General features: G+C 70.5%; 10 protein-coding genes and 2 pseudogenes. 5 read left to right on the top strand and 7 right to left on the bottom strand.

Translation table 11 applies throughout. The features are described from left to right. Nucleotides 1-36 precede the first annotated feature (36 nt). The 4 genes from AB0P29_RS12455 to AB0P29_RS12440 form a co-directional block, all read right to left on the bottom strand. On the bottom strand, nt 37-2,334 hold the full coding sequence (locus tag AB0P29_RS12455; protein ID WP_363380188.1) for a ComEC/Rec2 family competence protein: 2,298 nt from the start codon (nt 2,332-2,334) through the stop codon (nt 37-39). Next, a complete protein-coding gene (locus AB0P29_RS12450) occupies nt 2,331-2,921 on the bottom strand; it encodes a helix-hairpin-helix domain-containing protein (protein WP_363380368.1) in 591 nt (196 codons plus the stop codon). The genes AB0P29_RS12455 and AB0P29_RS12450 overlap by 4 nt, the downstream gene beginning before the upstream one ends. 288 nt (nt 2,922-3,209) lie before the next feature. Beyond that, nucleotides 3,210-5,789: a leucine--tRNA ligase gene (leuS, locus tag AB0P29_RS12445; RefSeq protein ID WP_363380186.1), complete on the bottom strand. Its 2,580-nt coding sequence runs from the start codon at nt 5,787-5,789 to the stop codon at nt 3,210-3,212. Between the two features lie 68 nt (nt 5,790-5,857). Beyond that, nucleotides 5,858-7,141: an anthranilate synthase component I family protein gene (locus AB0P29_RS12440; RefSeq protein WP_363380184.1), complete on the bottom strand. Its 1,284-nt coding sequence runs from the start codon at nt 7,139-7,141 to the stop codon at nt 5,858-5,860. Nucleotides 7,142-7,174: 33 nt separating this feature from the next. Here AB0P29_RS12440 and AB0P29_RS12435 point away from each other — a divergent pair, with 33 nt between their 5' ends. The 4 genes and pseudogenes from AB0P29_RS12435 (at nt 7,175) to AB0P29_RS12420 (ending at nt 10,485) form a co-directional block, all read left to right on the top strand. After that, entirely contained in the window at nt 7,175-7,852 is a 678-nt protein-coding gene (locus AB0P29_RS12435; protein ID WP_311283637.1) for a DedA family protein, read from the top strand. A 4-nt stretch (nt 7,853-7,856) separates the two neighbouring features. Beyond that, on the top strand, nt 7,857-8,903 hold the full coding sequence (locus tag AB0P29_RS12430) for a phosphatase domain-containing protein (RefSeq protein WP_363380182.1): 1,047 nt from the start codon (nt 7,857-7,859) through the stop codon (nt 8,901-8,903). A gap of 10 nt (nt 8,904-8,913) precedes the next feature. Next, nucleotides 8,914-9,621 (top strand): SOS response-associated peptidase, encoded by a 708-nt coding sequence (locus AB0P29_RS12425; RefSeq protein ID WP_363380180.1) that lies wholly within the window; start codon nt 8,914-8,916, stop codon nt 9,619-9,621. 58 nt (nt 9,622-9,679) lie between these two features. Next, nucleotides 9,680-10,485, top strand: a pseudogene (locus AB0P29_RS12420) (3-methyladenine DNA glycosylase). An 8-nt stretch (nt 10,486-10,493) separates the two neighbouring features. Here the strand turns inward: AB0P29_RS12420 and nagE are convergent. After that, nucleotides 10,494-12,413: an N-acetylglucosamine-specific PTS transporter subunit IIBC gene (gene nagE / locus AB0P29_RS12415; RefSeq protein WP_363380178.1), complete on the bottom strand. Its 1,920-nt coding sequence runs from the start codon at nt 12,411-12,413 to the stop codon at nt 10,494-10,496. A 159-nt stretch (nt 12,414-12,572) separates the two neighbouring features. Here nagE and AB0P29_RS12410 point away from each other — a divergent pair, with 159 nt between their 5' ends. Next, entirely contained in the window at nt 12,573-12,779 is a 207-nt protein-coding gene (locus AB0P29_RS12410; protein ID WP_253034709.1) for a hypothetical protein, read from the top strand. Here the strand turns inward: AB0P29_RS12410 and AB0P29_RS12405 are convergent. Continuing rightward, the gene (locus tag AB0P29_RS12405; protein ID WP_363380175.1) at nt 12,762-13,097 is read right to left on the bottom strand and encodes a hypothetical protein; all 336 of its coding nucleotides are present in this window, start codon (nt 13,095-13,097) and stop codon (nt 12,762-12,764) included. The genes AB0P29_RS12410 and AB0P29_RS12405 overlap by 18 nt on opposite strands. A gap of 278 nt (nt 13,098-13,375) precedes the next feature. Beyond that, nucleotides 13,376-13,471, bottom strand: a pseudogene (locus AB0P29_RS12400) (IS5/IS1182 family transposase); the annotation flags it as partial.

The raw sequence follows: 13,471 nt of genomic DNA, 5'->3' as shown, positions 1-13,471 counted from the left end.
CCAGCCTAGCGAGGGCGGCGGACGGTGACGGGTGCGTCAGCGCTCGCGCGAGCGCCAGAGGCGCAGGCCGCCGTCGTCGCGCCAGACAGCGAGGTCGCCGGAGGTGTCGGTGCGCGCGACGGTCGCCTGTTCCTCGTGCAGGAGATCGAGGATCTCGTCCCGTGGATGGCCATATGTGTTCTCTCCCACGGTGACGAGGGCGACGCGAGCGTCGAGATCGCGGTACAGGCCGACGTCCTGGTCGGCGCTGCCGTGGTGGGCGACCTTGACGACGGAATAGCGGCGATCGACGGCGCCCGTCGCCGCGAGGGAGCGCTGCGGCTGAGCCGACAGGTCACCGAGGAAGATCGCGTCGGGGACGCGGCATCCGGTCACGTCGATGATGACGCTCGCGTCGTTCCCGGCGGGATAGACCGGATCGCGCGGCTTCGGCCACAGCGTGCGCCAGTTGCACTGCCCCAACGCGCCGCTCTGGCCGGCGGACACCTGCTGCGTCCGGGCGCCGCGCGCGGTAAACCGCGCGAGCAGGTCCGCGGCCTCCGCATCGGGGACCGGACCGTGCACGACGAGATCGGCGCGCCCGAGCACAGCGCCGGCGCCGCCGCGGTGGTCCATGTCGAAGTGGGTCAACACGAGGATGTCGACACGATCGATCGCGAACCGGTCGAGGCATCCGGCCAACGCCGCAGGCTCGGGGCCCGTGTCGATGAGCATGACGGAAGCGGCGTCGCGCACCAGGACCGCGTCGCCCTGCCCGACCTCGCACGCCGCGATCGCCCACGCGTCCGGCACGCGGGTGCGGTCCAGCAGCGTCCGCACCGGGCCGGCGGCGGCGATCACGAGGACGACGCAGGCGAGACTCCACGCCGCCACGCGCCGCAGACCGGGATGCCGCGCCGCGATCACCGCCCCGATCGCCGCCCCTGTCGCGGCGAGTGCGAGGAGTCCCGGCATCCCCTCCAGCCAGGGCAGGGATGCCCCGGGCAGGCGCGCGGCGAGGTCCGCCGTCCCCGCGATCCAGGCCGCGGGCAGCCAGGCGATCGCCGCGAGCCCCTGTGCGAGCACCGGAACCGGCAACGCGAGGCAGGCGAGCAAGCCGAGCACCGTGGCCGCGGGCGCGGCGGGACCCGCCAGGAGGTTCGCGAGCACCCCGACGAGGGGAACCGTCGGCTCGATGAGCACGAGCAGCGGCCCGCAGGCCAGCTGCGCGGCGAGCGGCACCGACAGCGCGAGTGCGGCGGGCGACGGCATCCACCTCGACAGTCCGTCGGCGAGCGGGCCAGCCAACAGCAGCAAGGATCCGGTCGCAACGGCCGAGAGTGCGAACCCGAGGGATGCCGCGAGCCACGGATCGAGCACGAGAAGCAGACACACCGAGGCCGACAGCACCGAGACGCCCGCGCCGATCCGTCCGAGCAGCAGGCCGAGCATCGCGATCGCGGCCATCGCGCCCGCTCGGACGACACTCGGCTCCGGCGAGACGAGGACGACGAACGCGACGAGCGTCACGAGCCCGGCTGCGACGCGGATGCCGCGCCGCGCCCCGCAGAGCGCTGCGATACCGAACGCGATCCCGACCACGAGCGCGCAATTCGCTCCGGAGACCGCCGTCAGGTGGGACAGCGACGACGCCTTCATCTGCTGGTCGAGCTCGTCGCTCACGGCCGAGGTATCGCCGACGGCGAGTCCGGGGACGAGGCCAGCGCCGGGCTCCGGCAGCCCGGCCACGGCCGCCACGAGACCGGTGCGGAGCGTCGCAGCCACGCCCAGCGGGCCCGAGGGAGGCCGGTCGACGACGAGGGCGGATGCCTCGATGACGAGCACCGCACGGTCGCCGGGGTCCGCCCGGAACGCCGTGCCCGTGACCGTCGCGCGAGCACCCAGGTCGAGACCCGGTGCTCGCTCGGGCGTGCGGACGACGACGGGTGCCGACACAGGCCGGGCGTCATCGCCGACGGTCGCGGACCGCGTGATCGCGTCGAAGCGGTACCCCGTGGCGGAGCGCTCCACCTTGCCGACGACGTCGACCTCGAACGTGACGCTGCGGCCCCCGTCGACCTCGAGACCGGCCACCGCGTCCCGCGCCGGCTGCGCGAGCGCGACGTGGGATGCCGCAGCCGCCGCCACGGCGAAGGAGACCGCGACGAGCGCGAGCACGGTGGGTCTCGCGCGCCGCAGCGCGACACCGAGAAACGCGACGGCAGCGGCCCACAGGACGACCGCCCACACGCCCGCGTGCTCCGGGAACGTGATCGCCGCCCCCGCACCCGCCCACGCCGTGCCCGCCACCGGGAGCAGACGCAGGTCACGGCGCCGCGCCGTCCGGACACTCACACCGTGACCAGGTCGCGGAGCGAAGCGAGCATCTTCTCGCCGATGCCGGGGACCGCGAGCAGATCGTCCACGCTCGTGAAGCGGCCGTTGTCCTCGCGCCAGTCGAGGATCCGCTGCGCGATCGCGGGACCCACCCGCGGCAGCGTGTCGAGGGCCGCGAGGTCCGCGGTGTTGAGGTTCACGCGACCGTCGCCCTCGGGCGCCGTCGCACCCGCGGCATCCGATCCCTCCTCCCCCGCGGCGGGAACCACGAGCTGTTCGCCGTCGCTGACGGGTCGCGCCAAGTTGACGCCTTCGCGGGATGCCGCATCGGTGAATCCCCCGGCGGCGGCGACCGCATCCACGACACGCGCGCCCTCGTCGAGCCGGTACAACCCGGGCTCGGCGACCTCGCCCGACACGTGCACGTAAACGGTCGCGGGGGCCACGGTCTCGGACACGGCATCCGGCACCGTCTCGACCGCAGCCTCCGCCCCGGTCCGGACGATGCCGATCGCGATCGTGACCGCCGCGACCACGACCACGAGGGCGACGGCGGCACCGATCCCCAGCCGGCGACGCGACACCGGCACCGTCTGCGCACCCATGCGTCGAGGATCGCCCGCGGCCACGCGCGCGATCATCCGCCGCCCGTCAGCCGTGGACGGCTACCACGGATCGCGTGTCGTGGAGGAACCGTCGCAGTCGGATGAGGTCCCGCTCAGAGAACCGCAGTCGGGCCAGGGCACCGCGAGCGCGACCTCTCGATCCGCCGACCGGTCCCGACCGTGGATTCGGAGAATGTCACCGGATTCGGATGCCTCGGGCCGGCCCACTCCGAATCCGCGAACGATATCCGAATCTGCGCATCGCGCCGCGATCAGCCGCGGCCGGACTCACGCGACGGTGAAGCTGACGACCTTCGGCGCCCGCACCACGGCGCGCGTGATCTCCTTGTCGCCGATCGCACGGCGGACCTTCTCGTCGGCGCGCGCGAGCTGCTCGAGCTCCTCGCCCGAGATCTTGGCGGGGACGGTGAGCGTGCCGCGCACCTTGCCGTTGACCTGGACGACCGCCGTGACGGACTCCTCGACGAGGAGCGTCGGGTCGGCCTGACGCCACGGCACCACACCGACGAACGGCTCGTAGCCGAGGATCTCCCACATCTCCTCCGCGGTGTGCGGGGCGAACAGGTCCAGGACCATCGCCACGGCCTCGGCGGCCTCGCGCACCGCCGGGTCGGCCGCACCGGCGCCCGAGTCGATCGTCTTGCGGGTCGCGTTGACGAGCTCCATGAGGCGCGCGACGACGACGTTGAACTTCGACTGCTCGACGAGGCCGACGACATCGGCCCACAGGCGATGCGTGACGCGGCGCAGAGCGGCATCGCCCTCGGCCCAGACGACATCCGTGGGGCTCGCGACGTCCGCGGCGATCCGCAGGGCGCGCGCGAGGAACTTCTGGGCACCCGTCGTCGAGACGTCCTCCCAGTTGATGTCGTCCTCCACGGGCCCGGCGAACGCGATCGCGACACGCACGGCATCCGCACCCGGGTCGTCCATGCTCGACGCGAACTCGACGAGGTTGCCCTTCGACTTCGACATCTTCGAGCCGTCGAGCAGCACCATGCCCTGGTTGATGAGGCTCGTGAAGGGCTCGGTGAAGTCGACGAGGCCCATGTCGAAGAGGACCTTCGTGATGAACCGGGCGTAGAGCAGGTGCAGGATCGCATGCTCGACGCCGCCGATGTACGAGTCGACCGGGGCCCACTTGGATGCCTCGGCCGTCGGGAACGGCTCCGTCGCCCCGTTCGGGGCCAGGAAGCGGAGGAAGTACCACGAGCTGTCGACGAACGTGTCCATCGTGTCCGGGTCGCGGAGGGCCGGCTCCCCCGTCTCGGGGTCGACCGTCGTCATCCACTCGGTCGCGCCGCCCAGCGGCGACGTGCCCTTCGGCTTCAGGTCGAGACCCTTCGCGTCGGGCAGCACGACCGGCAGCTGCTCGTCGGGGACGGGCACGATGCGGCCGTCCTCGGTGTGGATCATCGGAATGGGCGTGCCCCAGAAGCGCTGGCGCGAGATCAGCCAGTCGCGCAGGCGGTAGGTCTTCGCGGCCCGACCGGTGCCCGCCGCGGTGAGCTCCTCGATCGCGCGCGCGATCGCGTTGCGCTTGGAGAGACCGTTGAGCGAACCCGAGTTGATGAGGCGCCCGTCGCCCGTCAGCGCGGTGCCGGTACGGGCGGGGTCGATCGACTCGAGGTCCTCACCGATCGGCACACCGTCCTCGTCGACCTCGATGACCGGGATGGCGCCCGTGACCGGCGCCGTCGTGTCGACGACGACCTTCACCGGCAGGTCGAACGCGCGGGCGAAGTCCAGGTCGCGCTGGTCGTGAGCGGGCACCGCCATGACGGCGCCGTGACCGTAGTCGGCGAGGACGTAGTCCGCCGCCCAGATCGGCAGGCGCTCGCCATTGATCGGGTTGATGGCGAAGCGGTCGAGGAACACGCCCGTCTTGGGGCGGTCCGCGGTCTGCCGTTCGATCTCGCTCGTCTTCTGCACGGTCTCCAGGTAGTCCTGGAACCGCATCCGCACCTCCGGCGACGATCCCGCGGCCAGTTCGGCAGCCAGGTCGGAGTCCGGCGCGACGACCATGAAGGTCGCGCCGTGCAGCGTGTCGGGACGAGTGGAGAAGACGGTGATCTTCTCGTCGCGCCCCTCGATCTCGAAGTCGATGTCCGCACCGACCGAACGGCCGATCCAGTTGCGCTGCATCTGCAGCACCTTGTGCGGCCAGAAGCCCTCGAGCTGGTTGAGGTCATCCAGCAGGCGATCGGCGTACTCGGTGATCTTGAAGTACCACTGCGTCAGCTTCTTCTTGACGACCTCGTAGCCGCACCGCTCGCAGTGACCGTCGACGACCTGCTCGTTGGCGAGCACCGTCTGGTCGTTGGGGCACCAGTTGACGGCACTCTGCTTGCGGTACGCGAGACCGCGCTCGAAGAGGCGCTGGAAGAGCCACTGATTCCAGCGGTAGTACTCGGGGTCGCTCGTGTGAAGCACGCGGCTCCAGTCGTAGGACGACCCGAACGCGCGGAAGCTGACCTTGTGCTGGGCGATGTTGTTGTACGTCCACTCGCGGGGATCCGAGCCCGCACCGCCCTTGATGGCCGCGTTCTCGGCGGGCAGGCCGAAGGAGTCCCAGCCGATCGGGTTCAGGACGTTGTAGCCGCGATGGCGCCAGAACCGCGCGACCGCGTCGACGTAGGCGTAGTTCTCAGCGTGCCCCATGTGCAGGTCGCCCGAGGGGTAGGGGAACATGCCGAGCACGTACTTGCGCGGTCGGGTGTCCTCGTCGCCGCCCGCCTTGAAGGGGTCGGCCTCCGCCCATCGGGTCTGCCACTTGGTCTGGATGGCGCGGGAGTCGAAGCTCGTCTGCTCGGGAGTCGATGCGTCGTGGGAGGTGCTGGAGGACACGGTGAACCAATCGTGCAAAGTCGGGAGGGCGCGCGAAAGCGCCGTTTCAGCCTAGCGGACCGGGACTTTCACCAGCCCGGGGGCAGGTCCGCCCCCAGGGCGCGGAGCGGTGCCCGGGCCTTGATCCCCACCTCCGCGACCTCGTCCGCGGCGACGGACCCCCAGGTGATCCCCCCTCCGGCGCCGACGTACGCGCCGTCCGGATGGACGACGATCGAGCGGATGATCATGGCGAGGTCCACCCCGCCGTCGTCGCCGATCCACCCGAAGCATCCCGAGAACACCCCGCGCGGCGCGGCCTCGAGCCGGTGCAGGATCTGCATGGCCGACAGCTTCGGCGCTCCCGTCATGCTCCCCGCCGGGAAGGCGGCATCCCACAGCTGGCCGACGGTCGTCCCGGGGCGCAGCCGACCCGCCACCGTGCTCACCAGTTGATGCACCGCCGGGTACGACTCCACCTCGAGCAGCCGTTCCGCCGCCACCGACCCGGGGACGCAGACCCGCTGCAGGTCGTTGCGCATCAGGTCGACGATCATCACGTTCTCGGCCTGCTCCTTGACGCTGGCGCGCAGGTCCGCCGCGAGAGCCGCGTCGCGCTCCGCCTCCGCGGATCGCGGGCGCGTGCCCTTGATGGGGCGAGTGCGGACGATCCCGTCGTCCACGGCGAGGAACTGCTCCGGCGACGCGCTCGCGAGCGCCCACCCGCCGCTGCGGATGAACCCGCCGTGGTGGGCGGGCGTCGCGGCGCGCAGCCGCAGGTAGGTCTGCACGGGATCGACGGATGCCGCCGTCTCGAACCGCGTCGTCAGGCACAGTTGATACGCGCGCCCCTCGCGGATCTCGTCCCGGCACTGTTCGATGAGTTCCGCGTACTCCCCCGGCTCGTGGCGCGCGGTGGCCTCGACCTGTGGAGCAGGAACGACCGACGGCAGCGGCGACGCGGCGACCGATTCGACTTCGGAGACGAACCCGGCCAACCGATCGGCCGGGGCGAAGGCGAGGACACGACGCGAGGAGTGGTCGAACCCCAGCATCCGCTCGACGCGCAGCCAGAGTTCTTCCGGGCCCGGGTCGATCGCGGCCGGCGCACCCGCTCGGGCCGCCGCGGCGTCGTACGCGGCCCATCCGACCCAGCCGCCGCGGAACGGCCCCGCGGTACGGTCACCGCTGCCCGCGGCGGTCACGTCGCGTGGAGAGGACGACGGGATGCCGCTGCCCACCCAGCTCCATCCGTCGGACGCCTCCGGGCCGGCGTCGAGCCAGAAGGCGTCGCCCGCGGCGAACAGCCCCGTGAACGCGACCGCAGGATCGACCCACCCCGCGAGGACGCGGTGCGGCAGGTCACTCGACATCCCTTCAGGGTAGACGGCGGATAATCTGAGGTCGTGAACGAGATCCTCGACTGGTTGCTCGGCACCGTTCAGGCTGTCGACCCGGTCGTGCGGACGATCGTCGCCGGAGTCGCCATGATGCTCGAGACGAGCGTGCTGGTCGGCCTGATCGTCCCCGGCGACTCGATCGTGATCGTCGCTGGCACGGCGGTCGACACCTTCCCCGAGGGCGCGTGGCTCGTCGCGGCGGTTCTCATCGGAGCGTTGGCGGGCGAGAGCATCGGCTTCGCCCTGGGCCGTTGGCTGGGCCCCCGCATCCGCTTCTCCCGCGTCGGCCGGCTCATCGGTGAGCGCAACTGGGCGCGCGCCGAGCTGTACCTGCGGCGGCGGGGCGGGCCGGCGATCTTCCTGTCGCGGTTCCTGCCGGTCCTGCACTCCCTGGTGCCGCTGACGGTCGGGATGAGCGGCTTCGCCTACCGGCGGTTCCTCGCCTGGACCGTGCCCGCGTGCGCCGTGTGGTCCGTCGCCTACGTGTCGGTGGCGGCGGCCGCCGCCGAGGGATACCGCGAGCTCTCCGACAACCTGCACTACGCGGGATACCTGTTCGTCGGCGTGATCGCGGCGTTCCTCCTGCTGGTCTACGTCGCGAAGCGTGTCATCAGTGCGCGCGAAGCCCGTCACCTCGCCGAGGAGGAGCCCGCCGGGCTCGACGCCGACGACGTGAAAGACTGAAGCGATGGCTTCCCCCGCTTCGCCCCCGATGAAGGTGCTCTGGCTCGCGCGCTTGGAGTACAGGTTCCACGCGTGGCGCGAGAAGCGCGCCCGCGCACGCGGGCGGACGGCGACCGTCGCCGCGTTCCCGGGGTACGGGAGCACCCAGTGGGTCCGGGTGCTCGGCAGGGTCCTCATCCCCCCGAAGGACAAGAGGCGCGAACGCGGCGATTACGCGGGCGTGCGCGGATGGCGCAGCTTCGCATCGGTCCCGGTCGCACACGCGACGGTCACCGTCACCGTGAACGGTGTGCCGCACGAGGTCACCGCCGACCGCGGCGGCGTGATCGACGCCGTCCTGCCCGCCACGCTGCCGCCCGGATGGCAGACGGTCACGATGCGGGTCGAGGAGGCCGAGCCCGTCGAGGCGCGCGTGTTCGTGGTCGGGGACGACATCCGATTCGGCATCATCTCGGACGTGGACGACACCGTCATGGTGACGGCTCTCCCCCGCCCCTTCGTGGCGGCGTGGAACTCCTTCGTCCTCAACGAGCACGCCCGGCAGCCGGTGCCCGGCATGGCCGTGCTGCTCGAGCGGCTCGCCCGCGAGAACCCCGGATCGCCGGTCCTGTACCTGTCGACGGGAGCCTGGAACGTCGCGCCGACGCTCGTCCGGTTCCAGCGGCGGCACTTGTTCCCGATGGGCGCGATGCTCCTCACCGACTGGGGGCCGACGCACGACCGCTGGTTCCGCAGCGGCAAGCTGCACAAGCAGGAGAGCCTTCGCCGATTGGCCGACGAGTTCCCCGACATCGACTGGCTCCTCATCGGCGACGACGGGCAGCACGACGATGAGATCTATACGCAGTTCACGATCGAGCATCCCGAACAGGTCGCGGCGGTCGCGATCCGGCGGCTGACACCGGCGGAAGCGGTTCTCGCGGGCGGCCGCACGGCGGTCGACGACCACAGCGCCGCCGGGGTGCCGTGGGTGACCGGCGATGACGGGGCGGAACTGCTGGAACGGTTGACGGACGTCGACATCGTCCGCGATGTCCCCCCCTCCTCCTAGGCTGTCCGACATGTGTGGTCGCTTCGTCGTCGCGAATGTCGCTTCCGAGCTCGTCGGCGTGCTGCGCGTCGACGTCGAGAGCGACCACCTCCCGGCGCCGTCCTACAACATCGCTCCCACGTCGCAGGTCGCGATCGTCCTCGACTCGGCCAAGACCGATCCGCCTACGCGGCGCCTCGAGCCGGCGCGGTGGGGTCTCGTGCCGTCGTGGGCGAAGGACGTCAAGGTGGGTGCACGGGCGTTCAACGCGCGGTCCGAGGAACTCGAGGACAAGCCGATGTTCCGACAGGCCCTCATCAAGCGCCGCGCGATAGTGCCCGCGACGGGCTACTACGAGTGGCAGACCACCGACGAGGGCAAGACGCCCTACTTCATCCACCCCGCCGACGGCTCGCCCCTGCTGTTCGCCGGGCTCTACGAGTGGTGGAAGGATCCCGCGAAGACCGAGGACGATCCGAGCCGCTGGCTGCTCTCGTTCACCATCCTCACGCGCGCCGCCATCGATCCGCTCGGCTCCATCCACGATCGGATGCCGCTGTTCCTCGACGCCGACTTCGCCGACGCCTGGCTCGACACCGAGGTCGACAACGTCGGCGACCTGCTGGACGCCGCGGTCGACGCCGCGCCGCAGGTGGTCGCGGGACTGACCGACCACGTCGTCTCGAACGCCGTCGGGAACGTCCGCAACGACTCGCCCGACCTCATCGAGCCCGTCTGACCCGCTCGTGACGACCGCCACCGCGACCGTGCTCGACCGGTCCGATTGGACCGAGCGGATGCGGGCGCACGCCGCCCGCGCGGATGCGCTCACCGCCCGGCGCCGTCAGCGGGCGGCGCGCGGCGAGACGCATCCCGTCGACGACTTCCTGTACACGTACTACTCGTACAAACCCGCCCTGCTGCGGCGGTGGCATCCCGGGCGGGACGTCGCGCTCGACGACGCGGCCGACGCACCCCACGCGGCCTGGCGGTGGTACCGCGCCGAGGGCGGCGTCGTCGGCGCGGACACCGAGGCGTTCCTCACCGAGAAACGCCCGCTCGTCCGAGCGATCCGCGGCATCCTCGCGGGCGCCCTGGGACGCACGGCATCGTATGGCTGCTTCGGCATGCACGAGTGGGCGATGGTGTACCGCGACCGGGACACGCGGCATCCGGTCCCCCTCCGACTCGGCGCGGAAGGGACGGATGCCGTCGTCGAGGCGCACGATGTGCGGTGCACGCACATCGACGCGTTCCGGTTCTTCACGCCCGACGCCGTGCCCGCAACCGCTTCGCCCCGACGCGGGAGACGCAGCCGCAGATGGAACAGCCGGGATGTCTGCACGCAGGCATGGATCTCTACAAGTGGGCCGTGAAACTGGGGCCGCTCGTGCCCGGCGAGTTGATGCTCGATGCGTTCGAGCTCGCGCGCGACATCCGGGAACTCGACATGCGTGCGTCGCCCTACGATCTGACCGGGTGGGGGTACAGCGCGGTCCCCGTCGAGACACCCGAAGGGAAGGCGGCCTACGTCGCCGCCCAGCGCGAGTTCACGGCGAGGGCGCAGCCGATCCGTGCGGCGCTCCTCGCACGGATCGGCTGACCCCGGTCTCACCCGAGCTCTACGCGCGCCGCCGGGTTGTTGAGGACGACGATCGGCGTGATCGGCGAGTGCCCCGCGGCCACGATCCCCGCCCGGTCGAAGCGCACCAGCGGCTCACCCGCCGTCACGCGCTGACCGGCGGTCACGAGTGTCTCGAATCCGTCGCCCTTCATCGCGACGGTGTCGATCCCGACGTGGATCAGCAGCTCCGTCCTGTCGTCGAGGCGCAGACCGATCGCGTGCCCGGTCGGGAATACGCTCTCGACGCGGCCATCAGCGGGCGCCGAGATCACGTCGCCCGTCGGGTCGATCGCGACTCCCGGCCCTATCGTGCCGTCGGCGAACATCTCATCGGGGACCTCCGACAGCGCCAGCACGCGCCCGGCCACCGGCGGGCGCAGCCGGACGAGATCCGGAGCCTGCGTCGCCTGTGCGACAGCGGTGCCGGTCGAGGGTGCGGGCGCCGCCGACACGGCGCGACCCGCCAAAACGTCCTCCATCGCGTCCTTCACGAACTGCACATTCAATCCGTAGACGACCTGGACGGAGTGCCCACCCGGCTTGATCGTCCCCGCCGCACCGGCACGCTTGAGGGCGGCGTCGTCGACCCGCGCGACGTCGGCGATCTCCATGCGCAGACGCGTCGCGCAATTGTCGAGCTCGACGATGTTCTCGCGACCGCCCAGGGCCGAGACGAACCGCTCCGCCGTCGCATGGAATTCGCCGCGCGGCGCGGCATCCGTCCCCTCGTCCTCCAGCGCGTCGTCGTCCTCGCGACCGGGCGTCTTGAGATCGAACCGCCGGATGATCCAGCGGAAGACCACGAAGTAGATCGCGAACCAGATCGGTCCCATGATCAGGATGATCCAGGGGTTCTCGGCGAGCGGGTTCGCCCACCCCAGGACGAGGTCGATGAATCCGCCCGAGAAGCCGAAGCCCATGCGCACCGGGAGGATCGCCGAGACGAACAGCGAGATGCCCATGAACACCGCGTGGATGAGGTACAGCCAAGGCGCGAGGAACATGAACGAGAACTCGAGCGGCTCGGTGACGCCGACGAAGAACGACGAGATGGCTCCCGAGAGCAGGATGCCAGCGGCCACCTTGCGCCGGGTCGTCTTGGCGGTCACGTACATCGCGAGCGCCGCGCCGGGCAGGCCGAACATCATGATGGGGAAGAAGCCCGTCATGTACTGCCCGGTGACGCCATAGACACCGTCCCCGCCGGAGCCCTGCAGGAAGTTGTTGAGGTCGTTGATGCCCGCGACGTCGAACCAGAACACGGAGTTGAGCGCGTGGTGCAACCCGAGCGGGATGAGCAGCCGGTTGAAGAATCCGTAGATGCCCGCGCCCACCGGTCCGAGGGTGACGATCCACTCGCCGAAGCCGACCAGGCCCCCGTAGACGAACGGCCACACGAACACGAGCACGATCGCGAGGACCAGCGAGAGCCCCGCGGTGACGATGGCGACCGAGCGCTTGCCCGAGAAGAACGACAGCGCGTCCGGCAGCTTCGTGTCCTTGAATCGGTTGTAGCACCACGCCCCGATCAGGCCGCAGATGATGCCGACGAACACGTTCTGGATCTTCGTGAACGCGGGGTCGACGTCCTCGACCGCGGCTCCGGTGAGGGCCGCCATCGTGGCCGGGCTCAGCATGGTCGTCACGGTGAGCCACGAGACGAGGCCGGCGAGGGCGGAGGTGCCGTCGGACTTCTTCGCCATCCCGATCGAGACACCGACGGCGAACAGCAGCGCCAGGTTGTCCAGGAGCGCGCCGCCGGCCGCGCTCAGGAACGCGGAGCCGATGTTGTCGGCGCCGCCGTTGGCGTTCTTGATCCAATAGCCGATGCCGGACAGGATCGCGGCGACGGGAAGGACGGCCACCGGCAGCATGAGCGACCGGCCGAGCCTCTGGAAGAACTTCATCGTTTCTCCGCTCTCAGGTCCGCGAGGCCGGAGCCGGGCACGAGGTTACTCACCGCGAGCGTCGAACGTCAGAGGGCACGCGGTCGGCATCGACGCCGACGTCAAGCCCTCGACCCTCGTCGCCTGCGCCGCGAGACTGGCGGAGTCGAAAGGATCATCGTGAGCGCTGACAGCACCTCGCACTCCCCCGAGCTCGACCGCTTCATCGGCGGTGAACAGGAGGGCCTCCCGCCCGCCCCCGAGGGCGCATCCGACAACAGGGCGGCCGTCGACCCCGACGAGCGGTTCCACGTCCCCGAGGACGGTGACCTCAGCGTCGACGCGCAGCTCGCGCAGGACGACCCGGACTCAGACGACGGGCTCTGATACCTCCCGGCTCGACGCGACGGGCGTACGCCAGAGCAGCACGGCGACGACCCCTGCCAGGATGACGGCGGTCAACGCGATCGGGACGGGGATGATGCTGAAGAACACGGCTGAGTAGCTGATCACGCCGTCGAGGACGCGATCCTCCGCGAGCGTGAGGTGGAGCTGATCCGCCGAGATGCTCACCGCGACGACGAACACGAGATCGAAAAGCAACTCGAGAGAGGATGCCGCCCGCCCCGGCTCGTGCGGATCGCGCGGATGGTCTCGCGGATGCCCAGAATTCGGCTTCACTCCGGTGGTGGTGATAGCCAGCATACGCGACCGGGCTTCGACGGATCCGGGCGGTCTTGGAGAGATCTCGAGGTATCTGAACAGTTGCGTACCTGTCTACATCTCAAGTCCGGCCCGCCGGCGCCACGGGCAGCATCTTCTGCTGCACGGGTCGGAACGAAGCTACTGGTCTCAGTCCGGCCGCGGGAGGAGAGCCGCCGGGCCGGGCGTGCCGAATGTGAGGAAGACCAGCGTGACGTCGTCACTCTGATCCCATGGGACTTACCTCGTTGTGGGTGCAGCACTGACGAGGCGGATCGCAGTTAGGGCATGTCTGACAATTGCCGGGTCCAGGCGATGACGGCGTTGAGGATGACAGCGGCCCGGTAGGTGATCGCGAGTTTGTCGTAGCGGGTGGC

Origin of the sequence: Microbacterium sp. NPDC080220 (genome assembly GCF_040686395.1) — a bacterium.
GTDB classification, from domain to species: Bacteria; Actinomycetota; Actinomycetes; order Actinomycetales; family Microbacteriaceae; genus Microbacterium; species Microbacterium gawkjiense.
The sequence above is the reverse complement of the archived record's forward strand: the minus strand, read 5'-3'. Positions and strand labels throughout refer to the sequence as shown.